24 protein-coding genes are annotated in these 24,635 nt (G+C 69.7%); 5 read left to right on the top strand and 19 right to left on the bottom strand.

Annotated elements, in window-relative coordinates; genetic code table 11:
- Positions 1 to 4 precede the first annotated feature (4 nt).
- From nuoL to ACGF8A_RS27275, 12 genes are read right to left on the bottom strand one after another with little or no spacing between them, the layout of a single operon-like run.
- Positions 5 to 1,969, bottom strand: coding sequence for an NADH-quinone oxidoreductase subunit L (nuoL, locus tag ACGF8A_RS27330; RefSeq protein ID WP_393112630.1), 1,965 nt, complete (start codon positions 1,967 to 1,969; stop codon positions 5 to 7).
- A 12-nt stretch (positions 1,970 to 1,981) separates the two neighbouring features.
- The gene (gene nuoK / locus ACGF8A_RS27325; RefSeq protein WP_053760538.1) at positions 1,982 to 2,281 is read right to left on the bottom strand and encodes an NADH-quinone oxidoreductase subunit NuoK; all 300 of its coding nucleotides are present in this window, start codon (positions 2,279 to 2,281) and stop codon (positions 1,982 to 1,984) included.
- Positions 2,278 to 3,120, bottom strand: coding sequence for an NADH-quinone oxidoreductase subunit J (locus ACGF8A_RS27320; RefSeq protein WP_393112628.1), 843 nt, complete (start codon positions 3,118 to 3,120; stop codon positions 2,278 to 2,280). Before ACGF8A_RS27320 ends, nuoK begins: the two co-directional genes overlap by 4 nt.
- The gene (nuoI, locus tag ACGF8A_RS27315; RefSeq protein ID WP_393112626.1) at positions 3,117 to 3,758 is read right to left on the bottom strand and encodes an NADH-quinone oxidoreductase subunit NuoI; all 642 of its coding nucleotides are present in this window, start codon (positions 3,756 to 3,758) and stop codon (positions 3,117 to 3,119) included. The genes ACGF8A_RS27320 and nuoI overlap by 4 nt, the downstream gene beginning before the upstream one ends.
- The gene (nuoH, locus tag ACGF8A_RS27310; protein ID WP_393112624.1) at positions 3,751 to 5,127 is read right to left on the bottom strand and encodes an NADH-quinone oxidoreductase subunit NuoH; all 1,377 of its coding nucleotides are present in this window, start codon (positions 5,125 to 5,127) and stop codon (positions 3,751 to 3,753) included. Before nuoH ends, nuoI begins: the two co-directional genes overlap by 8 nt.
- Positions 5,124 to 7,628 carry an NADH-quinone oxidoreductase subunit G gene (locus ACGF8A_RS27305; protein ID WP_393112622.1) on the bottom strand — a complete coding sequence of 835 codons (2,505 nt, stop codon included), beginning with the start codon at positions 7,626 to 7,628 and terminating at the stop codon, positions 5,124 to 5,126. The genes nuoH and ACGF8A_RS27305 overlap by 4 nt, the downstream gene beginning before the upstream one ends.
- Positions 7,625 to 8,974: an NADH-quinone oxidoreductase subunit NuoF gene (gene nuoF / locus ACGF8A_RS27300; RefSeq protein WP_393112620.1), complete on the bottom strand. Its 1,350-nt coding sequence runs from the start codon at positions 8,972 to 8,974 to the stop codon at positions 7,625 to 7,627. The genes ACGF8A_RS27305 and nuoF overlap by 4 nt, the downstream gene beginning before the upstream one ends.
- The gene (gene nuoE / locus ACGF8A_RS27295) at positions 8,974 to 9,846 is read right to left on the bottom strand and encodes an NADH-quinone oxidoreductase subunit NuoE (RefSeq protein WP_393112618.1); all 873 of its coding nucleotides are present in this window, start codon (positions 9,844 to 9,846) and stop codon (positions 8,974 to 8,976) included. Before nuoE ends, nuoF begins: the two co-directional genes overlap by 1 nt.
- On the bottom strand, positions 9,843 to 11,165 hold the full coding sequence (locus ACGF8A_RS27290; protein WP_393112616.1) for an NADH-quinone oxidoreductase subunit D: 1,323 nt from the start codon (positions 11,163 to 11,165) through the stop codon (positions 9,843 to 9,845). The genes nuoE and ACGF8A_RS27290 overlap by 4 nt, the downstream gene beginning before the upstream one ends.
- Entirely contained in the window at positions 11,162 to 11,911 is a 750-nt protein-coding gene (locus ACGF8A_RS27285) for an NADH-quinone oxidoreductase subunit C (RefSeq protein WP_393112614.1), read from the bottom strand. The genes ACGF8A_RS27290 and ACGF8A_RS27285 overlap by 4 nt, the downstream gene beginning before the upstream one ends.
- On the bottom strand, positions 11,908 to 12,462 hold the full coding sequence (locus ACGF8A_RS27280; RefSeq protein ID WP_030174336.1) for an NADH-quinone oxidoreductase subunit B family protein: 555 nt from the start codon (positions 12,460 to 12,462) through the stop codon (positions 11,908 to 11,910). The genes ACGF8A_RS27285 and ACGF8A_RS27280 overlap by 4 nt, the downstream gene beginning before the upstream one ends.
- Before the next feature lie 13 nt (positions 12,463 to 12,475).
- Positions 12,476 to 12,835 (bottom strand): NADH-quinone oxidoreductase subunit A, encoded by a 360-nt coding sequence (locus ACGF8A_RS27275; protein ID WP_007383963.1) that lies wholly within the window; start codon positions 12,833 to 12,835, stop codon positions 12,476 to 12,478.
- Between the two features lie 724 nt (positions 12,836 to 13,559).
- Between ACGF8A_RS27275 and ACGF8A_RS27270 the strand changes: the two genes are divergently transcribed.
- Entirely contained in the window at positions 13,560 to 14,396 is an 837-nt protein-coding gene (locus ACGF8A_RS27270) for a C40 family peptidase (protein WP_393112611.1), read from the top strand.
- Between the two features lie 627 nt (positions 14,397 to 15,023).
- Here ACGF8A_RS27270 and ACGF8A_RS27265 read toward each other — a convergent pair.
- Positions 15,024 to 16,310, bottom strand: coding sequence for a geranylgeranyl reductase family protein (locus ACGF8A_RS27265; protein ID WP_393112609.1), 1,287 nt, complete (start codon positions 16,308 to 16,310; stop codon positions 15,024 to 15,026).
- Positions 16,311 to 16,407: 97 nt separating this feature from the next.
- Between ACGF8A_RS27265 and ACGF8A_RS27260 the strand changes: the two genes are divergently transcribed.
- Both ACGF8A_RS27260 and ACGF8A_RS27255 read left to right on the top strand, forming a co-directional pair.
- Positions 16,408 to 16,938 carry a GNAT family N-acetyltransferase gene (locus tag ACGF8A_RS27260; RefSeq protein ID WP_393112607.1) on the top strand — a complete coding sequence of 177 codons (531 nt, stop codon included), beginning with the start codon at positions 16,408 to 16,410 and terminating at the stop codon, positions 16,936 to 16,938.
- A gap of 83 nt (positions 16,939 to 17,021) precedes the next feature.
- Positions 17,022 to 17,363 (top strand): PASTA domain-containing protein, encoded by a 342-nt coding sequence (locus ACGF8A_RS27255; RefSeq protein WP_393112605.1) that lies wholly within the window; start codon positions 17,022 to 17,024, stop codon positions 17,361 to 17,363.
- A 7-nt stretch (positions 17,364 to 17,370) separates the two neighbouring features.
- Here the strand turns inward: ACGF8A_RS27255 and ACGF8A_RS27250 are convergent, their stop codons facing one another.
- The 6 genes from ACGF8A_RS27250 to ACGF8A_RS27225 all read right to left on the bottom strand — a co-directional run bounded on the left by ACGF8A_RS27250 (position 17,371) and on the right by ACGF8A_RS27225 (position 23,099).
- The gene (locus ACGF8A_RS27250; protein WP_393112603.1) at positions 17,371 to 18,063 is read right to left on the bottom strand and encodes a demethylmenaquinone methyltransferase; all 693 of its coding nucleotides are present in this window, start codon (positions 18,061 to 18,063) and stop codon (positions 17,371 to 17,373) included.
- A gap of 72 nt (positions 18,064 to 18,135) precedes the next feature.
- Positions 18,136 to 18,738, bottom strand: coding sequence for a hypothetical protein (locus ACGF8A_RS27245; RefSeq protein WP_393112601.1), 603 nt, complete (start codon positions 18,736 to 18,738; stop codon positions 18,136 to 18,138).
- 1 nt (position 18,739) lies between these two features.
- A complete protein-coding gene (gene mqnC / locus ACGF8A_RS27240) occupies positions 18,740 to 19,939 on the bottom strand; it encodes a cyclic dehypoxanthinyl futalosine synthase (RefSeq protein ID WP_393112599.1) in 1,200 nt (399 codons plus the stop codon).
- A gap of 71 nt (positions 19,940 to 20,010) precedes the next feature.
- Complete coding sequence (locus ACGF8A_RS27235) at positions 20,011 to 20,742, bottom strand: prepilin peptidase (RefSeq protein ID WP_393112597.1); 732 nt, start codon at positions 20,740 to 20,742, stop codon at positions 20,011 to 20,013.
- Positions 20,739 to 22,181 carry a bacterial transcriptional activator domain-containing protein gene (locus tag ACGF8A_RS27230; protein WP_393112676.1) on the bottom strand — a complete coding sequence of 481 codons (1,443 nt, stop codon included), beginning with the start codon at positions 22,179 to 22,181 and terminating at the stop codon, positions 20,739 to 20,741. Before ACGF8A_RS27230 ends, ACGF8A_RS27235 begins: the two co-directional genes overlap by 4 nt.
- A gap of 69 nt (positions 22,182 to 22,250) precedes the next feature.
- Positions 22,251 to 23,099 carry a menaquinone biosynthetic enzyme MqnA/MqnD family protein gene (locus ACGF8A_RS27225; protein ID WP_393112595.1) on the bottom strand — a complete coding sequence of 283 codons (849 nt, stop codon included), beginning with the start codon at positions 23,097 to 23,099 and terminating at the stop codon, positions 22,251 to 22,253.
- Between the two features lie 294 nt (positions 23,100 to 23,393).
- Here ACGF8A_RS27225 and ACGF8A_RS27220 point away from each other — a divergent pair, with 294 nt between their 5' ends.
- On the top strand, positions 23,394 to 23,597 hold the full coding sequence (locus tag ACGF8A_RS27220; protein WP_189701348.1) for a cold-shock protein: 204 nt from the start codon (positions 23,394 to 23,396) through the stop codon (positions 23,595 to 23,597).
- Between the two features lie 236 nt (positions 23,598 to 23,833).
- A complete protein-coding gene (locus ACGF8A_RS27215; protein WP_393112593.1) occupies positions 23,834 to 24,487 on the top strand; it encodes a class I SAM-dependent DNA methyltransferase in 654 nt (217 codons plus the stop codon).
- Positions 24,488 to 24,635 lie beyond the last annotated feature (148 nt).

Here is a 24,635-nt window from a genome sequence, read left to right as displayed (position 1 = left end):
GGTATCAGACCGCCCTCATCAGCAGGGTCGCGGCGACGAGAACCGCCGCGCCGCCGAACATCGAGACCGCGTAGGACCGCGCGAAGCCGCTCTGCAGCTTGCGCAGCCGCCCGGACAGGCCGCCGACCGAGGCCGCCGTGCCGTTGACGACTCCGTCGACCAGGGTGTGGTCGACGTACACCAGGGACCGCGTGAGGTGCTCGCCGCCGCGGACCAGGACGACGTGGTTGAAGTCGTCCTGGAGCAGGTCGCGGCGGGCGGCACGGGTGAGCAGCGACCCGCGCGGGGCGACGACCGGGACCGGGCGGCGGCCGTACTGCGCGTAGGCGATCGCGACACCGATCACCATCACGGCCACCGTGGACAGCGTGACCGTCAGCGCGCTGACCGGCGGGGTCCCGTGCTCGTACCCCGTGACCGGCTCCAGCCAGTGCACGAAGCGCTCGCCGACGCTGAAGAACCCGCCCGCGAAGACCGAACCGAACGCCAGCACGATCATCGGGATCGTCATGGTCCGGGGCGACTCGTGCGGGTGCGGCTCGGCGTGCTCGCCATGGGTCCGGGCGGCAGGCTCCACGTCGGGCTCGGCCGGGGACGCGGTCGCGGTGTGCCGCCAGCGCTCCTCGCCGAAGAACGTCATCAGCATCACGCGCGTCATGTAGTACGCGGTGATGGCCGCGCCCAGCAGGGCACAGGCGCCGAGGATCCAGCCCTCGGTGCCGCCCTTGGCGAAGGCCGCCTCGATGATCTTGTCCTTGGAGAAGAAGCCGGACAGACCCGGGAAGCCGATGATCGCGAGGTAGCCGAGGCCGAAGGTGACGAAGGTGATCGGCATGTACTTGCGCAGTCCGCCGTACTTGCGCATGTCGACCTCGTCGTTCATGCCGTGCATGACCGAACCGGCGCCGAGGAACAGCCCGGCCTTGAAGAAGCCGTGCGTCACCAGGTGCATGATCGCGAAGGCGTAGCCGATGGGGCCGAGGCCGGCGGCGAGGACCATGTAGCCGATCTGCGACATGGTGGAGCCGGCCAGCGCCTTCTTGATGTCGTCCTTGGCGCAACCGACGATCGCACCGAACAGGAGCGTGACCGCTCCGACGATCGTGACGACCAGCTGGGCGTCGGGCGCGGCGTTGAAGAGCGCACCGGAGCGGACGATCAGGTACACACCCGCCGTCACCATCGTCGCGGCGTGGATCAGGGCCGAGACCGGGGTCGGGCCCTCCATCGCGTCCCCGAGCCAGGACTGCAGCGGCACCTGGGCGGACTTGCCGCAGGCGGCGAGCAGCAGCATCAGGCCGATCGCGGTGAGCATCCCCTCGGAGGTGTCGCCGACGAGACCCGGCTCGTCGTTGCCGCCGAGCACCGGGCCGAAGGCGAAGGTGCCGAAGGTCGTGAACATCAGCATGATCGCGATCGACAGGCCCATGTCGCCGACGCGGTTGACCAGGAAGGCCTTCTTCGCGGCGGTGGCGGCACTGGGCTTGTGCTGCCAGAAACCGATCAGCAGGTAGGAGGCGAGACCGACACCCTCCCAGCCGACGTAGAGCAGCAGGTAGTTGTCGGCGAGGACGAGCAGCAGCATCGCCGCGAGGAACAGGTTCAGGTAGCCGAAGAAGCGGCGGCGCCGCTCGTCGTGCTCCATGTACCCGATCGAGTACAGGTGGATCAGCGAGCCGACGCCGGTGATCAGGAGCACGAACGTCATCGACAACTGGTCGAGCTGGAAGGCGACGTCGGCCTGGAAGCCCTCGACGGGGATCCAGCTGAACAGGTGTTGTGTCAGCGTGCGTTCCTCCGCGCCCTTGCCCAGGAGGTCGGCGAAGAGGACCGCGCCGAGGGCGAAGGAGACGAACGCGAGGACCGTGCCGATCCAGTGGCCGACGGCGTCGAGCCGCCGGCCGCCGCACAGCAGGACGGCCGCTCCGAGCAGCGGCGCCGCGATCAGCAGCGCAATCAGGTTCTCCACTTCAGCGACCCCTTAGAGCTTCATCAGGCTGGCGTCGTCGACCGAGGCCGAGTGGCGGGAGCGGAACAGCGAGACGATGATCGCGAGACCGACCACGACCTCGGCCGCGGCGACGACCATCGTGAAGAACGCGATGATCTGGCCGTCGAGGTTGCCGTGCATCCGGGAGAAGGCGACGAACGCGAGGTTGCAGGCGTTGAGCATCAGCTCGATGCACATGAACAGCACGATCGCGTTCCGCCGGATGAGCACGCCCGTCGCGCCGATCGTGAACAGCAGGGCGGCCAGATAGAGGTAGTTGACGGGATTCACTTCGACGCCTCCTCGGACCGCTTGAACGTCGGCGGCTCGATCTCGTCCCGCTCCAGCCGCTCCTGCGAACGCTGTTCGAGGGCCCGCAGGTCGTTGAGCGCCTCGGTGGACACGTCCCGGATCTGGCCGCGCTCACGCAGCGTCTTGCTGACCGTCAGGTCGGACGGGGTGCCGTCCGGCAGCAGGCCCGCGATGTCCACGGCGTTGTGCCGCGCGTACACACCGGGCGCCGGCAGCGGCGGCACGTGCTTGCCCTCGCGGATGCGCTGCTCGGCCAGCTCACGCTGGGTCTTGGCGCGCTCGGTGCGCTCACGGTGGGTGAGCACCATGGCGCCGACGGCGGCCGTGATCAGCAGGGCGCCGGTGAGCTCGAACGCGAGGACGTACTTGGTGAAGATGAGGGCGGCGAGGCCCTCCACGTTGCCTCCGGCGTTCGCCTGGCCGATGCCGTTGAACTCCGCCAGGGACGCGTTGCCGATGCCCCCGACGAGCAGAAGGCCGAAGCCGAGGCCACAGAGGAGGGCCAGCCAGCGCTGGCCCTTGATGGTCTCCTTCAGCGAGTCCGCCGCGGTGACACCGACCAGCATCACCACGAACAGGAACAGCATCATGATCGCGCCGGTGTAGACGACGATCTGCACGATGCCCAGGAAGTAGGCGCCGTTGGCGAGGTAGAACACCGCCAGGATGATCATGGTGCCGGCCAGGCAGAGCGCGCTGTGTACGGCCTTCTTCATGAAGACGGTGCACAGGGCGCCGATCACCGCGACCGTGCCGAGGATCCAGAACTGGACGGCCTCCCCGGTGGAGGTGGTGTAGGCGGCGAGTTCGGTGGTCATCGGCCGATCACCTTCCCCGAGGCGGGTTCGCCCTCGCCGAAGGTCGAGGCCGCCTCCTGGACCGTCTCATCCTTGGACAGGGCGACCTGGCGCTCCGTGCCGGGCGCGGCCTCTGTCACCAGGCCCCGGTAGTAGTCCTGTTCGTCCATCCCCGGGTAGATGGCGTGCGGCGAGTCGACCATGCCCTCTTCGAGGCCGGCCAGCAGCTGCTCCTTGGTGTAGATGAGGTTGGCGCGGCTGGAGTCGGCGAGCTCGAAGTCGTTCGTCATGGTCAACGCGCGCGTGGGGCACGCCTCGATGCACAGGCCGCACAGGATGCAGCGGGCGTAGTTGATCTGGTACACCCGCCCGTACCGCTCGCCCGGCGAGTAACGCTCCTCGTCCGTGTTGTCCGCGCCCTCCACATAGATGGCGTCGGCGGGGCAGGCCCAGGCGCACAGCTCGCAGCCGACGCACTTCTCCAGGCCGTCCGGATGGCGGTTGAGCTGGTGCCGTCCGTGGAACCGTGGGGCCGTGGTCTTCTGCTGCTCCGGGTACTGCTCGGTCAGCCGCTTCTTGAACATGGCCTTGAAGGTCACGCCGAAGCCGGCCACGGGGTTCTGGAAACCGGGCTTGGTCTCCTTGGGTTCCTCAGCCATCGGACGCCTCCTTTCCATCCGTAGATCCATCCGGAGATCCATCACTCCGAGTATCGGGTCCACCACTGACAATCAGCTCGCGCTCGCGGCGCGAGCGGCGCCTCGGCACCGGTGGCAGCTCCTGTCCGGGCAGCGGCGGCACCGGGAATCCACCGGCCATCGGGTCGAACGCGGGCTGCTCGGCGGGCGGCTCCGCCGCCTTGGCGCGGTCGCGGAAGAAGTCCACGACGAACGAGAGCAACAGCAGCGCGAGGACACCGCCGCCCACGTAGAGGGCGATGTCGGCGAAGGCGTAGTTCTCGTTCCGTAGCGTCCGCACGGTCGCGACGAGCATCAGCCAGACCACGGAGACCGGGATAAGGACCTTCCAGCCGAGCTTCATCAGCTGGTCGTAGCGGACCCGCGGGAGCGTGCCGCGCAGCCAGATGAAGAAGAAGAGCAGCAGCTGGACCTTGACGACGAACCACAGCAACGGCCACCAGCCGTGGTTCGCGCCCTCCCAGAAGGTGCTGATCGGCCAGGGCGCCCGCCAGCCACCCAGGAACAGCGTCACCGACACGGCCGAGACGGTCACCATGTTGACGTACTCGGCGAGCATGAACATCGCGAACTTGATCGACGAGTACTCGGTGTTGAACCCGCCGACCAGGTCACCTTCGGACTCCGGCATGTCGAACGGCGCGCGGTTGGTCTCCCCGATCATCGTCACGATGTAGATCAGGAAGGAGACCGGCAGCAGTACCACGAACCAGCGGTCCGCCTGCGCGTCGACGATCGCCGACGTCGACATCGAGCCCGAGTAGAGGAACACCGACGCGAAGGCGGCGCCCATGGCGATCTCGTACGAGATCATCTGCGCGCAGGAGCGCAGACCGCCGAGCAGCGGATAGGTCGACCCCGAACTCCAGCCCGCCAGCACGATGCCGTAGATGCCGACCGAGGCGACCGCGAGGATGTACAGCGTCGCGATCGGCAGGTCGGTCAGCTGCATCGTCGTGCGCTGACCGAAAATCGAGATCTCGTTGCCGGCCGGGCCGAAGGGGATCACCGCGATCGCCATGAAGGCCGGGATGGCCGCGACGATCGGCGCGAGGACGTAGACCACCTTGTCCGCGCGCTTGACGACGAGGTCCTCCTTGAGCATCAGCTTCACACCGTCGGCCAGCGACTGGAGCATGCCCCAGGGGCCGTGCCGGTTGGGACCGATGCGCAGCTGCATCCAGGCGACGACCTTGCGCTCCCAGACGATCGAGAACAGCACGGTCACCATCAGGAAGGCGAAGCAGAACACCGCCTTGACGGCGACCAGCCACCATGGGTCGCGGCCGAACATGGAGAGGTCCTCAGCGGCGACGAAGTACGGGCTCATGCCTCCACCTCCGTGGGGGCCTCACCGGCGAGCGGCGCCGGGCCGATGCGGACGAGGGAGCCGGGCAGCGCCCCGGTGTCGGAGGCGACGCCCCCGCCGGCGGAGTTCAGCGGCAGCCAGACCACCCGGTCGGGCATCTCGGTGATCTGGAGCGGCAGTTGCACCGAGCCGGCGGGGCCGGTCACGGTGAGCACGTCACCCTCCGCGACCCCCGCCTCGGCGGCCGTGGCCGGCGACACACGCGCGCGTGCGGCGTGCCGTGTCCCGGCCAGCGCCTCGTCGCCCTCCTGGAGCAGGCCCTGGTCGAGCAGCAGCCGGTGCCCCGCAAGTACGGCCTCCCCGGTGGCCGGACGCGGCAGCACACCCGCGCTCTGGACCGGCTCGGTGGCCCGCGGCCCGCCCCAGACGCCGAGCCGGTCCAGCTCGGCACGCGTGGTCCGCAGATCCGGCAGCCCGAGGTGTACGTCCATCGCGTCGGCCAGCATCTGCAGCACGCGCGCGTCGGTGGGCGCCGGCGGGCGGCTCATCTGGTCGGGCTTGAGCGCGGCGTCGAAGGAGCGGACCCGGCCCTCCCAGTTGAGGAAGGCGCCCGCCTTCTCGGCGACCGCGGCGACCGGCAGGACCACGTCGGCGAGTTCCGTGACCTCGCTGGGCCGCAGTTCGAGCGAGACCAGGAAGCCGACCTCGCCGAGCGCCGCACGCGCGCGTGCCGGGTCGGGCAGGTCGGCGACCTCCACACCGGCCACCAGCAGCGCCTGGAGCTCACCGCTCGCGGCGGCCTCGACGATCTGGCCGGTGTCACGGCCGTAGCGGAGGGGGAGTTCGGCGACTCCCCAGGCGGCCGCGACCTCGTCCCGCGCGCGCGGATCGGTCGCCGGGCGCCCGCCCGGCAGCAGCGACGGCAGCGCGCCCGCCTCGATGGCGCCGCGCTCCCCGGCCCGGCGCGGGATCCACACGAGCCGCGCGCCGGTGGCGGACGCGGCCCGCACAGCGGCGGTCAGGCCACCGGGCACCCCGGCCAGCCGCTCACCCACGACGATCACCGCGCCCTCGGCGCGCAGCGCCTCGGCGGCCAGCGCTCCGTCGTCCTCCAGGCCGACGCCGCTCGCGAGCGCGTCCAGCCATTCGGTCTCGGTGCCGGGTGCGGCGGGCAGCAGCGTGCCGCCCGCCTTCTCCAGGCCTCGCGTGCTGTGCGTGGCCAGCGAGAACACCTTCTGCCCGTGCTTGCGCCAGGCCTTGCGCAGCCGCAGGAAGACGCCGGGCGCCTCCTCCTCGGACTCGAACCCGGCCAGCAGGACGGCGGGGGCCTTCTCCACAAGCGCGTACGTGACGCCCGTACCGTCGAGGTCGTGGCCGCGTCCCGCGACCCGCGCGGCGAGGAAGTCGGACTCCTCGCCGCTGTGCATGCGCGCGCGGAAGTCGATGTCGTTCGTGTCGAGCGCCACGCGCGCGAACTTGCTGTACGCGTACGCGTCCTCGACGGTGAGCCGACCGCCGGTCAGCACACCGGTGCGGCCACGCGAGGCAAGCAGCCCCTGGGCGGCGATCTGCAGCGCCTCCGGCCAGGAGGCGGGCTCCAGGTCACCCTCGGCGTTGCGCAGCAGCGGTGTGTCCAGGCGGTCCTTCAACTGTGCGTAGCGGAACGCGAAGCGCCCCTTGTCGCACATCCACTCCTCGTTGACCTCGGAGTCGTTCGCCGCGAGGCGCCGCATGACCTTGCCGCGCCGGTGGTCGGTGCGGGTGGCGCAGCCGCCGGAGCAGTGCTCGCACACGCCCGGCGAGGAGACCAGGTCGAAGGGCCGGGAGCGGAAGCGGTACGCCGCCGAGGTGAGCGCGCCGACCGGGCAGATCTGGATGGTGTTCCCGGAGAAGTACGACTCGAAGGGATCGCCCTCACCGGTGCCCACCTGCTGGAGCGCGCCCCGCTCCAGCAGCTCGATCATCGGGTCGCCCGCGACCTGGTTGGAGAACCGGGTGCAGCGCGCGCACAGCACGCACCGCTCACGGTCCAGCAGCACCTGCGTGGAGATCGGCACCGGCTTGGCGAAGGTGCGCTTGCGGCCCTCGAACCTCGACTCGGCGTTGCCGTGGGACATCGCCTGGTTCTGCAGCGGGCACTCGCCGCCCTTGTCGCAGACCGGGCAGTCCAGCGGGTGGTTGATGAGCAGCAGCTCCATCACACCGTGCTGCGCCTTCTCGGCCACCGGCGAGGTCAGCTGGGTCTTGACCACCATCCCATCGGTGCAGGTGATGGTGCAGGACGCCATCGGCTTGCGCTGGCCCTCGACGTCCACGATGCACTGACGGCAGGCACCGACCGGGTCGAGGAGGGGATGGTCGCAGAACCGCGGGATCTCGATGCCGAGTTGCTCGGCGGCCCGGATGACCAGGGTGCCCTTGGGCACGCTGATCTCGGCACCGTCGATCGTCAGCGTGACGAGGTCTTCCGGCGGAACCGCCGCCTCTCCCCCGCCGGAGGGAGCGCTCGTGGTCACAGTCATGCGTTCACCTCCGTACGGTGGTCGGCCCAGGCGGTCGACTTGGCCGGGTCGAACGGGCAGCCACGGCCCGTGATGTGCTCCTCGTACTCGCCGCGGAAGTACTGGAGCGAGGAGAAGATCGGCGAGGCGGCACCGTCACCGAGGGCGCAGAAGGACTTGCCGTTGATGTTGTCGGCGATGTCGGCCATCTTGTCGAGATCGCTCATCGCGCCCTTGCCGGCCTCGATGTCCCGCAGCAACTGCACCAGCCAGTACGTGCCTTCCCGGCAGGGTGTGCACTTGCCGCAGGACTCGTGGGCGTAGAACTCGGTCCAGCGGGTCACGGCGCGCACGACGCAGGTCGTCTCGTCGAAGCACTGCAGCGCTTTGGTGCCGAGCATGGAACCCGCGGCGCCCACTCCCTCGTAGTCGAGAGGGACGTCGAGGTGCTCGTCGGTGAGCAAGGGCGTCGAGGAGCCGCCCGGCGTCCAGAACTTCAGCCGGTGACCGGGCCGCATCCCGCCGCTCATGTCGAGGAGCTGGCGCAGGGTGATGCCGAGCGGCGCCTCGTACTGGCCGGGGCTCGCGACGTGACCGCTGAGCGAGTAGAGCGTGAAGCCGGGCGACTTCTCACTCCCCATCGACCTGAACCACTCCTTGCCGTTTTTCAAGATGGCGGGAACCGAGGCGATCGATTCGACGTTGTTCACCACAGTCGGGCACGCGTAGAGGCCCGCGACAGCAGGGAAGGGGGGACGGAGCCGCGGTTGACCCCTGCGGCCTTCGAGCGAGTCGAGCAGCGCGGTTTCCTCACCGCAGATGTACGCGCCCGCGCCGGCGTGCACCGTGATGTCGAGGTTGAGCCCGCTGCCCAGGATGTTCTCGCCGAGGTAGCCCGCCGCGTACGCCTCGGCGACGGCCGAGTGCAACCGCCGCAGCACGGGGACGACTTCACCACGCAGATAGATGAAGGCATGCGACGACCTGATGGCGTAACACGCGATGATCATGCCCTCGATGAGGCTGTGCGGGTTCGCGAAGAGGAGCGGGATGTCCTTGCAGGTTCCGGGCTCCGACTCGTCGGCGTTGACAACTAGATAGTGCGGCTTTCCATCACCCTGGGGAATGAACTGCCATTTCATTCCCGTGGGGAATCCCGCGCCACCACGGCCGCGCAGGCCGGAGTCCTTGACGTACGCGATGAGGTCGTCGGGCGACATCGCGAGTGCCTTGCGGAGTCCCTCGTACCCGTCGTGCCTTCGGTAGACGTCCAGGGTCCAGGACCCGTCCTCGTCCCAGAAGGACGACAGCACCGGTGCGAGCAGCTTCTCGGGGCTGGTGTCCTTCAGCTCGGGTGCCAACGTCATCACTCCCCCTCCTCGGCGGTAGGCCCGGCCGGGTGGGCGGGGTCGGATGCCGATGTCTTCTGCGGCGCGTCGTGCGAGCTGAGGTGCTCGGTCGGCGACGGCTCGTGGACGGCCCCGTCATGCGGCTCGTCGTGCGGGCCGCCCTCCCGCGGGTGGACCACGCGCGCGGGTGCGGCCTCTCCCCTGGCCAGGCGGAGGCCCACCAGCGACGCGGGTCCCGCGCTGCCCGTGGCCTCGACGGCCCCGTCCCGCTCGTCGGGGAAGCCCGCCAGGATCCGGGCGGTCTCCTTGAACGTGCACAGCGGCGCCCCGCGGGTCGGCTCGACCCGCACTCCTTCGCGCAGGTCGTCCACCAGGCGCTTGGCGGTCTCGACCGTCTGGTTGTCGAAGAACTCCCAGTTGACCATCACGACCGGCGCGAAGTCGCAGGCCGCGTTGCACTCGATGTGCTCCAGCGTGACCTTGCCGTCGTCGGTGGTCTCGCCGTTGCCGACGCCGAGGTGCTCCTGAAGCGCCTCGAAGATCGCGTCACCGCCCATCACGGCGCACAGGGTGTTGGTGCAGACACCGACCTGGTAGTCGCCGCTCGGCTTGCGCCGGTACATGGAGTAGAAGGTGGCCACCGCGGTGACCTCGGCCGTGGTCAGGTCCAGCACGTCCGCGCAGAACCGCATCCCGGTACGCGTGACATGGCCCTCCTCCGCCTGCACGAGATGCAGCAGCGGCAGCAGGGCGGAACGGGAGTCCGGGTAGCGGGCGATGATCTCGCGCGCGTCCCGCTCCAGCCGGGCTCGAACGTCGTCCGCGTAGCCGGGCGCGGGCAGCTCCGGCATGCCCAGGCTGACGCCCCGCTCCGAAGAAGAGGTGGTCACCGGTCGACGCCTCCCATCACGGGGTCGATGGATGCGACGGCGACGATGACGTCGGCGACCTGGCCGCCCTCGCACATCGCCGCCATGGCCTGCAGATTGGTGAAGGACGGGTCCCGGAAGTGGACCCGGTAGGGCCGGGTGCCGCCGTCGGACACGACGTGCACTCCGAGTTCGCCCTTGGGCGACTCGACCGCCGCGTACGCCTGTCCCGGCGGGACGCGGAAGCCTTCGGTCACCAGCTTGAAGTGGTGGATCAGGGCCTCCATGGAGGTGCCCATGATCCTCTTGATGTGGTCCAGCGAGTTGCCCAGTCCGTCCGGTCCCAGGGCGAGCTGGGCGGGCCAGGCGATCTTCTTGTCGGCGACCATGACCGGGCCGGGCTGCAGCCGGTCCAGGCACTGCTCGACGATCCTGAGCGACTGGCGCATCTCCTCCAGGCGGATCAGGAAGCGGCCGTAGGCGTCGCAGGTGTCGGCGGTCGGGACGTCGAAGTCGTACGTCTCGTAGCCGCAGTAGGGCTGGGTCTTGCGCAGATCGTGCGGCAGGCCGGTGGAGCGCAGGATCGGGCCGGTGGCGCCGAGGGCCATGCAGCCGGCCAGGTCGAGATGGCCGATGTCCTGCATACGGGCCTTGAAGACGGGGTTCCCGGTGGCGAGCTTGTCGTACTCCGGGAGGTTCTTGTTCATCTTCTTCACGAACTCGCGGATCTGGTCCACCGCGCCGGGCGGCAGGTCCTGGGCGAGTCCGCCGGGGCGGATGTACGCGTGGTTCATCCGCAGGCCCGTGATGAGCTCGTAGATGTCGAGAATCATTTCACGATCACGGAATCCGTAGATCATGATCGTGGTGGCGCCGAGTTCCATGCCTCCGGTGGCGATGCACACCAGGTGCGAGGAGAGCCGGTTCAGCTCCATCAGCAGCACCCGGATGATCGTGGCCCGGTCCGGGACCTCGTCCTCGATGCCGAGGAGCTTCTCGACGGCGAGGCAGTAGCCGGTCTCGTTGAAGAAGGAGGTCAGGTAGTCCATGCGCGTGACGAAGGTGGTGCCCTGCGTCCACGTGCGGAATTCCAGGTTCTTCTCGATGCCCGTGTGCAGGTAGCCGATGCCGCACCGGGCCTCGGTGACCGTCTCGCCCTCGATCTCCAGGATCAGGCGGAGCACCCCGTGGGTGGAGGGGTGCTGGGGCCCCATGTTGACAACGATGCGCTCGTCGTCGGCGCGGGCCGCGGACTGGACGACCTCGTCCCAGTCGCCACCGGTGACCGTGTACACGGTGCCCTCGGTGGTCTCACGCGGAGTTGCGTGCTGCGTGCTCATGAGTACGACCTCCGCTGGTCCGGAGCCGGGATCTGGGCGCCCTTGTACTCGACGGGGATGCCGCCGAGGGGGTAGTCCTTGCGCTGCGGATGGCCCTGCCAGTCGTCCGGCATCATGATCCGCGTCAGGGCCGGGTGACCTTCGAAGACGATGCCGAAGAAGTCGTAGGTCTCACGCTCGTGCCAGTCGTTGGTCGGATAGACGGCGACCAGCGACGGGATGCGCCGGTCGCTGTCCGGGGCGCTGACCTCGAGGCGGATCAGCCTGTTGTGGGTGATCGAGCGCAGGTGGTAGACGGCGTGCAGCTCGCGGCCCTTGTCGTTCGGGTAGTGGACGCCGCTGACGCCGGTGCACAGCTCGAAGCGCAGCGCCGGGTCGTCGCGCAGGGTGCGGGCGACGCGGACGAGGTGTTCGCGCTCGATGTGGAAGGTGACCTCGCCCCGGTCGACGACCGTCTTCTCGATGGCGTTGCCGGGAAGCAGGCCCTGTTCCTCCAGGGCGCCCTCCAGCTCGTCGGCGACCTCGTCGAACCAGCCGCCGTAGGGACGGGTGGCCGGACCCGGCAGCCGGACCGAGCGGACCAGGCCGCCGTACCCGGAGGTGTCGCCGCCGTTGGTGGCGCCGAACATGCCTCGCTGGACGCGGATCTCCTCACCGCCCTGCCCGCGCTGGCCCGGGAGGTTCTCGGCGGAGAGGTCCTTCTCGGGGTTGACGCCGTTCGACGCCCCGCTGTTCGCCTCGCTCATCGCAGCAGCCCCTTCATCTCGATCGTGGGCAGGGCCTTGAGCGCCGCTTCCTCCGCCTCCCGGGCCGCCTCCTCGGCGTTCACGCCGAGCTTGGAGCTCTGGATCTTCTGGTGAAGTTTGAGGATGGCGTCCATCAGCATCTCGGGCCGTGGCGGGCAGCCGGGGAGATAGATGTCGACCGGGACGACGTGGTCGACGCCCTGGACGATGGCGTAGTTGTTGAACATGCCGCCGGAGGAGGCGCACACCCCCATGGAGATCACCCACTTGGGGTTCGGCATCTGGTCGTAGACCTGCCGCAGCACCGGCGCCATCTTCTGGCTGACCCGGCCGGCCACGATCATCAGGTCCGCCTGGCGGGGTGAGCCGCGGAAGACCTCCATGCCGAACCGGGCCAGGTCGTAGCGGCCGGCGCCGGTGGTCATCATCTCGATGGCACAACAGGCGAGGCCGAACGTGGCGGGGAAGACGGACGCCTTGCGCACCCAGCCCGCGGCCTGCTCGACGGTGGTCAGCAGGAATCCGCTCGGCAGCTTTTCTTCGAGTCCCATGACTAAAGGCCCCTCAGTCCCATTCCAGGCCGCCGCGCCGCCACACGTACGCGTAGGCGACGAAGACGGTGAGCACGAAGAGCAGCATCTCCACGAGCCCGAACACACCCAGGGCGTCGAAGGTGACGGCCCACGGGTAGAGGAAGACGATCTCGATGTCGAAGACGATGAAGAGCATCGCCGTCAGGTAGTACTTGATGGGGAAGCGCCCGCCGCCGGCCGGCGTGGGGGTCGGCTCGATGCCGCACTCGTATGCTTCGAGCTTGGCGCGGTTGTACCGCTTCGGACCGATCAGCGTGGCCATGACCACGGAGAAGATCGCAAAGCCTGCCCCGAGGGCTCCCAGTACGAGGATGGGCGCATACGCGTTCACCGCTCCTCGCTCCTCTCAGTCGGCGCTGACTGCTGGCGGTTGCATCAGGCTTCACGCCTGACTCACCTGTCCCACGAACCCCGCTTGTCCCGGCGAAGATCGAGAACATGTGAAGCAGGTCACAAGCCCAACTGCCTCGCATCCTATGCCCGCCGCTCTGTGATCTGCGACACGGGGTATTGCACAAGCTTTGTGATCTCCACCACCTGATGAAGGATCATGAAGTCGGATGATCAGCGATCTTCACACGTGAAGCGTCCAAGTGATCACCAGAGGTGACATTTTCGATCGTCGCCGCAGCTCGCAGGGGGTCTCGGTGGGCGTCTCAATATCAAGAGACTTCCCTTGCATGCAAATTGGCAGAGGGCCTCCCGCCCTGATAGTGCGACGCATTCACACATCAGAGGGAGGCGGAGGCGAGATGTGGACGTGTGCACGCGTTCACGAACGCGGGGCGGCGATTCCCGCGCGCCGGACGCACATGATCCGGAGACCGTTCCGTGACCTCTGCCACATCGACGAGAGGGACCTGAGAAGCGGGCTTGGCCAACCACGCCAACCAGTGGTAGGTCGGGCGCAATTCGGACGTAACGAAGAAAGCCCATGATCACAGGCTTGGTGACCGACGTCCGCAATGTCCGTTACGGCGTCAATAAAGGGGAAGACGCCGGGGATTCGGGCCGTCGATTGAACAACTGTGGCGGACCACACGTTTCTTGAAGGTATGGAGGAGCCCCTGATACCGGTTATTCCCATGTCCCACACCGCTCACATACGTAGCCACCGGAAGCCCCGCCCGCGCAGTGCGTCGAAGATGGCGATGCGGGCCGGAGTTGCCGGTGGCATCCTCAGCACCGTGGCAGTGGCCGGCGCATCGGCCTCGGCGAACGCCGCCGAGCCGGTGACGCAGACGCTCGAACTGCCCACCCTCACGGCCGACCTGTCCGCACAGGTCGCCCAGTCCGCGGACGCCACGCAGCTGGCCGCCGCGAACTACGAGCTGCAGGCCGAGCGTGACGCGGCCGCCGCCCAGGCCGCCAAGGAGGCCAAGGCCGACCTGGCCGTGGCCAAGAAGAAGGCGGAGGCCCGCAAGAAGGCCGCCGAGGAGGCGCGCCAGGCCGCCGCGGAGCGCGCCGCGCGCGACGCCGAGCGGGCCACCCTCTCGACCGTCTCCGACGGCTCCGACGCCGTGAGCGTGCCGTCCGGCGGCAGCGTCGCGACCGTCATCGCCTTCCTCCAGGCCCAGGTGGGCGACGCCTACGTGATGGGCGCCAGCGGGCCCAACGCCTGGGACTGCTCCAGCCTGGTGCAGGCGGCGTTCAAGCAGGTCGGTGTGGATCTTCCGCGCGTGTCGCAGGACCAGTCGATGGTCGGCACGGACGTCTCCCTGTCGAACCTTCAGGTCGGCGACATCCTGTACTGGGGTGGCAAGGGCTCGGCGTACCACGTGGGTGTGTACATCGGGAACGGCCAGTACCTGGACGCGGCGAACCCCTCCAAGGGAGTCGTCGTGCAGGACCTCTCCGGCTACCCGGCGTCGGGTGCGGTGCGCGTGCTCTGACGGCAACAGCCGTCCCCACACACAAAAGGCGCATCGAGGTACGGAAGGGGCCGCAGCCGCTCGGGGGCGGCGGCCCCTCGCCGTCGTTCCGCTCATCCCCCGCGCCGCTCCCGCGTGGCGCCGCCGGACATATGTGACGGGTGCCGCTCCGGGAGGAGCGGCACCCGTCGGCGTGGGGCTGAAGGGACCTCAGGCAGCGGGTCTCAGGCGGTGGTGCCGCCGCCGTGTGCCGCGCGGCGGCGCAGGAACAGCACCAGGCCGGTTCCCAGGCCGAGTACGAGGACCGCGCCCCGGCGATCAGCGTCACACCGCCGGCACCGGGGAGGGCCAGGCCGCCGTCCAGGCCGGCTCCCGAGTCGCCGCCGGAGACGTCCCCTCCCGCGCCGCCGCCGGAGCCGCCTTCCGTGCCGGAGGACGAACCGCCGCCCGACGTGCCACCGTTCGACGTGCCACCGTTCGACGTGCCACCGTTCGGCGTGCCACCGCCGGACGAGCCGGAGCCGCCGTCCGTGGCCCCCTCGTCGCCGCTGCCGTTGAGTACGCGCTCCCGGCCTACGGCCTGGGCAGCTGCCCAGGCCGTCAGCGGCTCCTCCTGCTGCGGGCCGGGTGACGAGTGACCCCGCATGATCAAGCTTTCGGGGCCACCTTGGACAGCCCGTTGATGATGCGGTCCATCGCGTCGCCGCCCGTCGGGTCGGTGAGGTTGGCGAGAAGCTTCAGGGTGAACTTCATCAGCACGGGGTGCGTCAGCCCGCGCTGGGCGGCGATCTTCATGACCTTCGGGTTGCCGATGAGCTTCACGAAGGCGCGGCCCAGCGTGTAGTAGCCGCCGTAGGTGTCCTTGAGGACGCGCGGGTAGCGCTGGAGGGCCATCTCGCGCCCCGCGGGAGTCGGGCGGGCGTGCGCCTGGACGATCACGTCGGCGGCGATCTGGCCGGATTCCATGGCGTAGGCGATGCCCTCGCCGTTGAAGGGGTTCACCAGGCCGCCGGCGTCGCCGACGAGCAGCAGGCCGCGGGTGTAGTGCGGCTGGCGGTTGAAGGCCATCGGGAGCGCGGCGCCGCGGATCGGGCCGGTCATGTTCTCCGGGGTGTAGCCCCAGTCCTCCGGCATCGAGGCGCACCAGGCCTTCAGGACCTCGCGCCAGTCCAGTTCCTTGAAGGAGTCGGAGGTGTTGAGGACACCGAGGCCGACGTTCGAGGTGCCGTCGCCCATGCCGAAGATCCAGCCGTAGCCCGGCAGCAGCCGGTCCTCACCGGGCCCGCGGCGGTCCCACAGCTCCAGCCAGGACTCGAGGTAGTCGTCGTCGTGGCGTGGCGAGGTGAAGTACGTGCGGACCGCGACGCCCATCGGGCGGTCCTCGCGGCGGTGCAGGCCCATCGCGAGGGAGAGCCGGGTGGAGTTGCCGTCCGCTGCCACGACCAGCGGCGCGTGGAAGGTGACCTCACGCTTCTCCTCGCCGAGCTTGGCGTGCACGCCGGTGATGCGGCCGGTGCGGTCGTCCACGATCGGCGCGCCGACGTTGCAGCGCTCGTACAGCCGCGCGCCCGCCTTCTGCGCCTGGCGGGCGAGCTGCTCGTCGAAGTCGTCGCGCTTGCGGACCAGTCCGTAGTCGGGGAAGGAGGCGAGATCCGGCCAGTCCAGCTGGAGCCGCACACCACCGCCGATGATCCGCAGGCCCTTGTTGCGCAGCCAGCCGGCCTCCTCGGAGACGTCGATCCCCATCGCCACGAGCTGCTTGACGGCGCGCGGGGTGAGCCCGTCGCCGCACACCTTCTCCCGCGGGAACTCGGTCTTCTCCAGCAGGAGTACGTCCAGTCCGGCCTTGGCGAGGTGGTACGCCGTCGTGGAACCGGCCGGGCCGGCGCCCACGACGATCACATCGGCGGTGTTGTCCGTCAGAGACTCGGCCACGGCGGGATCTCCCCAAGTTCGAAATCTGTGTGCCGACCGGCACTGGACATGGGCAGTCTATTCAGCAGAATTGATCAACCGGCCGAAGGGATACCCAGTGAACCGAGCTCTGCCCGTGGTACGGCTGCGTGTCCCCACCGACGAGGACGCCGTCGCCTGGCACCGGGTCTTCGACCACCCGGACGTCATGGAGTTCCACGGCGGCAGGTCCGCCGAGCTGTCCGTCTACGAGGAGCTCACCGCCCGCCAGCGCATGCACGACGCCGAACTGGGCTTCTGCCTGTGGACCGTGCTCGACGCCGGCGACCGGGTCATCGGCTTCACCGGCGCCCAGCCGTGGCCGCGCGAGTGGGGCCCGAAGGGTGAGATCGAGATCGGCTGGCGGCTCGGCCGGGAGCACTGGGGCCAGGGATACGTCACGGCGGCCGCGCGGATGACCCTGGAGCGGGTGCGCGCGGCTGGCGTCGGCAGCGTGGTGGCCATGGTCAGCGCGGGCAACACCCGGTCGATCGCGGTCACCGAGCGGCTCGGTATGCATCTTGCCGAGACCTTCAGCAGTCCGGAAACGGACAAGCTGGGACACTGTTTCCGGCTGGCCCTTTCCGACCAGCTCCGCGACGGAGAGTAGTAGTCGGCTACGGAAAGCCACCTGACGCTTCCGGATCGCACCCTCGGGCGGTTACGCTGCCAGTACCTCTGGGGGTGACATCTGTGCGCATAACACCCAAGACGCCCGAAGTTCGCGTGCCGAGGTTTGTCGGCCTGATGGCCATGGACGCCCGCGAGGCGGCCAAGGCGCAGGGCGTGCTGCTCGCCGCACCCGACCGGCCCGACTTCCATCTCACCGTCGTGGACTACGTCGTACGCCAGTACCCCCCGCCCGGTGTCGAGGTGCCGCGCGGGGCGGTGGTCACGGTGTGGTTCGACCTCGGGGAGGGCGAGGGCGGCGGTGGCGCGGGCGTACGGGAACCGCGGCTGCCGAGGCCGCCGAGGGGCGGGATGGAGCGTGAGCTCGGCCGGCCGCCCGGGGAGACCTTCGAGGCGATCAGGTGAGCACGCCTCAGGCCTTGAATCCCCGGTGCAGAGCGACCACCCCACCGGTCAGGTTCCGCCACGCGACCTTCGACCAGCCGGCCTTGCCCAGCCGCTCGGCCAGTGCCGGCTGGTCGGGCCAGGCGCGGATGGACTCGGCGAGATAGACGTACGCGTCCGGATTGGACGACACCGCCCGGGCCACCGGCGGAAGCGCCCGCATCAGGTACTCGGTGTAGACCGTGCGGAACGGCTGCCACGTCGGATGCGAGAATTCGCAGATCACCACACGTCCGCCCGGCCGTGTCACCCGGTACATCTCGCGCAGCGCGGCGTCCGTGTCCTGCACGTTGCGCAGCCCGAAGGAGATGGTGACGGCGTCGAACACGTCGTCTCTGAAGGGCAGCCGCGTCGCGTCACCCGCCGTCACCGGCAGCCAGGGGTGGCGCTGCTTGCCGACCTGGAGCATGCCGAGGGAGAAGTCACAGGGCACGACGTAGGCACCCGCGCGCGTGAAGGGCAGCGAGGAGGTGGCCGTACCGGCGGCCAGGTCCAGCACCTTCTGCGCGGGGCGCGCGTCGACCGCCTTCGCGACCTCCCGGCGCCACACCCGGTCCTGGCCGAGTGACAGCACGTCGTTCGTCAGGTCGTACCGTTCCGCCACGTCGTCGAACATCGAGGCGACTTCGTGCGGCTGCTTGTTCAGGGAAGCGCGGGTCACGAAGACCATTCTTGCAGCACCCCCTGAGGGACAGGGGCGCGGCATCTCATGGGCGACCAGCGCGGCGCCGCCCTACTTCCGCCGGAACACGATCCGTCCCGCCACCACGGTCACCACACAGCTCCCGCCCCCGCGCTCGGCCAGCTCCGCCTCGTCGCGCACGTCGAACACGGCGAACCGCGCGGCCGAACCACTCTCACGCGCGGGCGGGAAGTCCACGGGCAGCCCGGAGCCGAAGGGGTCGAGGCAGGGCACTCCGCCCGGCACGCCGGGACGTCCCGTCACACCGATCCCGGACCGCCGGACGGCTGTGGCGACGGCGCGGTTGCTGAACGTCCCCGCCACCGCGACGTTCCCGCGCGCCAGCATCCGATGCAGTCCGCGCCGCGCGCTGGCACCCCACCGCGCCTCGTCGATCACCAGCGCGGTCAGGGCGTCCCCGGTGAGCGGCTCGGTGCCGAGTTCGGCGGCCTCCCGCGGGTCCGGGTGGTAGGACTGTTCGAGCAGTTCGGGCCCGTGCGGGTTGACCAGCCCCGAGGTGAGGATGCCGGGCCACGACCGCACGCGCGCGAGCGGATGGGCGCCGGTGAGCTCCTCCAGGGGCCCGGAAGCGAGCACCCACTCACCACGCACGGCGAGGGCGCGCCCCCTGGAGTCCGCGTGAATCGTCAGCAAGTCAGCTGGAAGCGAGCAGCTTCAGCTCGGGGTGAGCGGTGCCGCCCTCGATCGCGGTGGAGGAGATGTGGGACATGACGCGCTCGTCGACGGGGTCGTTCGCCGGGTCGTCGTGGACGACGAGGTGTTCGTACGTCGTGTTCCGCTGGGCGGGCACGCGGTCCGCCGTGCGGATCATCTCGATCATCTCCAGCAGGTTGGAGCGGTGTTTGGCGCCGGCCGCGGAGACGACGTTCTCCTCCAGCATCACCGAGCCGAGGTCGTCCGCCCCGTAGTGCAGGGTCATCTGCCCGGCGTCCTTGCCCGTGGTCAGCCAGGAGCCCTGGATGTGGGCGACGTTGTCGAGGAAGAGCCGGGCGATCGCGATCATCCGGAGGTACTCGAAGATGGTGGCCTGGGTGCGGCCCTTCAGGTGGTTGTTCTGCGGCTGGTAGAGGTACGGGATGAAAGCGCGGAAACCGCCCGTACGATCCTGTACGTCCCGGATCATCCGGATGTGCTCGATCCGCTCGGCGTTCGTCTCACCGGTCCCCATGAGCATGGTGGACGTGGACTCGACGCCCATCCGGTGGGCCGTCTCCATGATCTCCAGCCACCGCTCGCCGCTCTCCTTGAGCGGGGCGATGGCCTTGCGCGGCCGCTCGGGCAGCAGTTCGGCACCGGCCCCGGCGAACGAGTCCAGCCCGGCGGCGTGGATCCGCCGGATGGCCTCCTCGACCGACACCTCGGAGATCCGGGCCATGTGCTCGACCTCGCTCGCCCCCAGGCTGTGGATGACGAGCTGCGGGAACTCCTTCTTGATGGCCGCGAAGTGCTTCTCGTAGTACTCGACGCCGTAGTCGGGGTGGTGACCGCCCTGGAACATGACCTGGGTCCCGCCCAGTTCGACGGTCTCCGCGCACCGGCGCAGGATGTCGTCCAGGTCGCGGGTCCAGCCCTTCGCCTTGTCCTTCGGCGGGGCGTAGAAGGCGCAGAACTTGCACGCCGTGACGCACACGTTCGTGTAGTTGATGTTCCGCTCGATGATGTACGTCGCGATGTGCTCGGTGCCCGCGTACCGACGGCGGCGTGCGGCGTCGGCGGCGGCGCCCAGCGCGTGCAGCGGGGCGTCGCGGTAGAGGTCGAGCGCCTCCTCGGGGGTGATCCGTCCGCCCTCGGCGGCACGGTCGAGGACGGACTGGAGGTCGGCCTTCTCGGTCACCGGGTGTCCCTTTCGTCAAGGGTTGCGGACGGACTGACCCAGCCTACGCCAGCCGTTTTCCCACCCCGCCCTCAGCCCGCCGCTCCCAGCAACAACCCCGCACAGGCGCCCGCGAGCAGGAACGGACCGAACGGAATGGCGGTCTTGCGCCCCGCCTTCCGTACGACGATCAGGGCACCCCCGTACACCGCCCCGCACACGAAGGCGGCGAACGTGCCGAGCAGCACCGCCCCCCACCCGTACCAGCCGAGCACCGCACCGGCCCCGAGCGCCAGCTTCACATCGCCGAAGCCCATGCCGGCGGGGTTGATCAGGAAGAGCAGGAAGTAGAAGCCGCCGAGGGCGAGGGAGCCCAGCAGGGCGGTGCCCAGGTCCCCGGCGTGTCCGGGCACCAGCGAGGCCACACCCAGCAGGGCCGGGGTGCCCGCCGCGAGGGGCAGCGTGAGCGGATCGGGCAGCCGGTGTACCCGCAGGTCGACGACCGCGAGCAGCACACCGACGGGCGTGACCAGCAGCCAGACGACGAGTTCGGGCCGGGGGCCGGTGACAAGGGCGAGGACCGCGCACAGGAGCGCGGTGAACGTGGCCGGCCACACCGAGCGGGGGCCGTAGGACGAGACGTCGGCCGCGCACCGAGCGCACCGTGCGGGCCCGGCCCACCCCCGGATCGGATGCCCGCCCGGACACCGCTGCCGCCAGGCTTCCCCGGCGGGCACGGAAAAGCGGTGGGCCGCCCGCGGCAGCAGCGCACCCGCGACGGCACCCCAGGCCGCGGCCGGCACGATCAGCGTGGCTCCGCTCATCCCCCTGCCGCCGCACCCTCGCGCCGGCTCGGCAGAAGCTCGTCCAGCAGGGCCTCGGTGCGCGGCGGCAGCCCTCGCGCCCCGCTGCGGCGGAGCAGATCCTCGGCGAGCGCGTGGAGCCGGGCGGTGTCGCCGGTGCTGTGGGTCGCGCGCAGCAACTCGTGCCAGAGCCGCTCGTCGGAGGGTGCGGTGCGCAAGGACCCGTCCAGCGCCTCGATGGCCTTCTCCGCGCGGTCCTTCTCCAGATGGAACGCGGACAGAGCGAGCCCGATGTCCGCCACGAGCAGCGGAAGCTGAGCGTCGACGATCTCGTAGGTGAGCCAGCGGTAGCGGCCCTCGGGCCGGTTGGACAGCAGCGGGCCGCGCACCAGACCGAGCGCCTGCGTCAGCAGGCGCCCGCGCACGGCACGGTCGTCGGCGCCGTCGCCCTGCGTGGCCTCGTGATAGAGGGAGCGCAGCACGTCCAGGTCGGAGACGACGGACCGGGCGAGCGTGAGCCCCCCGGTCGCGTCGGTACGCAGCCGCGGGCTGCCGTCCGGGTCGGCGCCGAGCCAGGCTCGCAACCGCTCCAGAAGCGCCTCTGGTACGTCGTCGGTGACGCCCCGCGGCCACAGGGCGGAAGCCAGGACCCGCGGGTTCACCCCCTCCCGGTGCAGGAGCAGCAGCGCGAGCGCCTCGTGAAGCAGTGCACTGCGCTCGCCGTCCGGGGTCTCCAGCCCCGTGATCTCGTACGACCCGACCAGTCGCGCGTACACCGCCGGCCGCCCCTGCTCGCTCAGGTCGACGAGGAACTGGGGGGAGTTGTCCGGCCCGTCGGGTCCGCGCTCGGGGTCGGCGTCGGCGAACAGTTCGACGACGCCGCGCTGCTGCTCCGACGGCAGCAGTTGCGCGTCGAGCGAGAGACCGAGGAGCGGGGCGGTCAGCCTGCCGGCCTCGTCGATCTCCATCTCCCATGCGGCGCCGGGCAGTTCACCGCTGCCGGTGCCGACGAGGTAGCCGATGCCGAGGCGGCTCGCGTCGGCTGCGAGCTCGGCGAGCTTGACCGCGTCCTCGGCGGAGGGCTCGGCGGCGAGCAGGACGAGGTGCGGGGCCCATCGGGTGTGCTGGGCCGGCCCGGTACGGCCGGTGAGAACGCTGTCGTGTCCCGCGGCGCCCGGCGCCCCACGCCGCTGCCTGGTCTCGGCCTCCATCGTCTCGATCAGGTCGTCGATGCCGTCGAGGTGGCGGCTGCCGACCGCGTCGCCGGGCATCTCCATGATCCAGCCCGGCCGGATCAGACTGGCCTCGGCCAGCCTGGAACCGTCGGGCTGTCCAGCCCAGGACCGTCCAACACCAGCGGGAAGTTGGCCGCCCACATGGCCCACGCCACCGGAACCGAGCCGGCCGAGCAGCCGGTAGGGCCCGATGGCCGTGGGCTCGCCGACGCCGAGCGGCTGCATGGCGTCCGCCCCCTCTCCCCCGTACGCCTCCACCGCCCGCAGGGTATCGGCGTACCGCGTGCGGCCGTACTACGGCCCCAGCAGCTCCACCCTCACATCCGCCGGGAACCCGGTCGTCGGCCCCACCCTGCGGGCGAACTCCGCGACCGCCTCCAACTGGGGGCCGCCGAGGCTGAAGTCGAGGGTGGTGAAGTACCGCTCCAGGACCTGTTCGTCGAAGGCCTCCCAGCGGGCCGCCTGCTCGGCGACCTTGGTGACCTCTTCCAGGGAGAGGTTGCGGGAGGCGAGGAAGGCCTCGTGCACCTGGCGGGTGATACCGGGCTCGCGTTCCAGGTAGTCGCGGCGGGCCGCCCACACGGCGAAGACGAACGGCAGCCCGGTCCACTCCTTCCACAGCGCGCCGAGGTCGTGCACGGTCAGGCCGTACCTCGGCCCGTCGTGCAGGTTGGCCCGCAGGGCGGCGTCGCCGATGAGTACGGCGGCCTCGGCCTCCTGCATCATCAGGCTGAGGTCGGGCGGGCACGTGTAGTAGTCGGGCCGCACGCCGAAACGGTCCGCCAGCAGCAGCTGAGCGAGGCGTACGGAGGTGCGCGAGGTGGAGCCCAGGGCCACCCGGCGTCCGTCCAGCTCGTCCAGCGGGACCTGCGAGACGATCACGCAGGACATCACCGGTCCGTCGCATCCGACGGCGATGTCCGGGAAGGCGACGAGGTCGTCGGCGTTCTTGAGGAACTCCACGAGGGTGATCGGGCCGATGTCGAGATCACCCCGCACGAGCTGCTCGCTGAGCTTCTCCGGGGTGTCCTTCGTCAGCTCGAAGTCAAGCAGCGTTCCCGTTCGGGCGAGCCCCCAGTAAAGGGGCAGGCAGTTCAGGAACTGGATGTGACCGACGCGCGGCCGCGTGCGAGAAATGTCCACATCGAGAGGCTAGACCCAGTGGGGTAGGGTGCAGCCTTCTGGGGTCCCCCTCCGGCGTCAACGCCGACACGACGTTCAAACATCCGGGTGACGTGATCTTGACCCCTATTGCTTTCGGCTGCCCGCATGCTAGGCTCGCCGCAAGTTGCAGTTTGGTTTCCCTTGCAGTACAGAGCCTGCGGAGCATGTGACCGCGGGCTCTCGACGTTCTCGGACATATGCAGTTGTGCAGAACTCAATCTTCACACTTGCTGGTTCTGGAGCAGGGCAACCCTTTGGGCCCAAGGAGGGCTTATGGCTACCGGAACCGTGAAGTGGTTCAACGCCGAAAAGGGCTTTGGTTTCATCGCCCAGGAAGGCGGCGGCCCCGACGTCTTCGTCCACTACTCCGCGATCAACGCGACCGGCTTCCGGTCCCTTGAGGAGAACCAGCACGTGACCTTCGACGTGACCCAGGGCCCGAAGGGCCCGCAGGCGGAGAACGTCACCCCGGTCTGATCCTCTGATCCAGGATCGAGTGCAGTACCCAAGGAGCCCCGCGCCATCCGGCGACGGGGCTCCTGCCTTTCCCGCACCACTCCCGCCTTCCCCTTGCAAGAGGAAACTGCAAGGGGCCACCGCAAGAGGCCACCGCGCGAAGATGAGTTCTCCGGGAATTGCGAGGGCGACCTGGCTCCGGAGGGCGTGACGAAACACCGCACAGCTGCCCCGCCCGGCCACTACCGTCACCCCCCATGACCGAAGAAGCGCCCACCACCACGGAATCCGTCCAGCACTTCTACGACGCGATAGCCGAGGACTACGCCCACCTCTTCCGCGACGAACTCACCGGCAGGCCCTTGGAGCGGGCGCTCCTCACGGCGTACGCCGAGCTGGTCGGCACCGGCGGCGAGGTCGCCGACCTCGGCTGCGGCCCGGGGCTCGTCACGGCGTACCTCGCCTCACTGGGCCTGCGCGTGTTCGGTCTCGACCTCTCCGCGGCGATGCTGACCGTCGCCCGCCGCGCGAACCCCGCCCTGCGTTTCATACAGGGCTCGATGACGGACCTGGACATCCCCGACGGCCGGCTGGCGGGCGTGGTGTCCTTCTACTCCTCCGTCCACACCCCCGCCGGCCGGCTCCCCACGCTCTTCGAGGAGTACGCCCGCGTCCTCGCCCCCGGCGGCCACCTCCTCCTCGCCTTCCAGGCGGGCGACGCCCCCCTCCGCGTCGACCGCCCCTTCGGCCGGCCGGTCTCCCTGGACTTCCAGCGCCGCGACCCGGACCGGATGGCCGCCCTCCTCACCCGGACAGGGTTCACCCTCCACTCCCGAACGGTGCGGGAACCCGACCCGAACGTCAGGGAGACCACCCCGCAGGCACTCCTGATCGCCCGCAGGAACGCCTGAACCGGCGGGATCCCAGCGGCGCGTCGTCTGGTCGTACGGGTGTGTTCACTGATCCGCGGTGAGGTGCTTGGGCAGGGCGGACGGGGGGAGGGGCTGGTGGCGCAGCAGGTGGTGGGCCCGGGGGACGGGACGCGCGCGGGAGGGACGC

It is taken from the genome of Streptomyces sp. NPDC047706 (assembly GCF_043204795.1).
In the GTDB taxonomy this organism is placed as follows: domain Bacteria; phylum Actinomycetota; class Actinomycetes; order Streptomycetales; family Streptomycetaceae; genus Streptomyces.
This window is presented reverse-complemented; position numbering and strand designations above follow the sequence as displayed.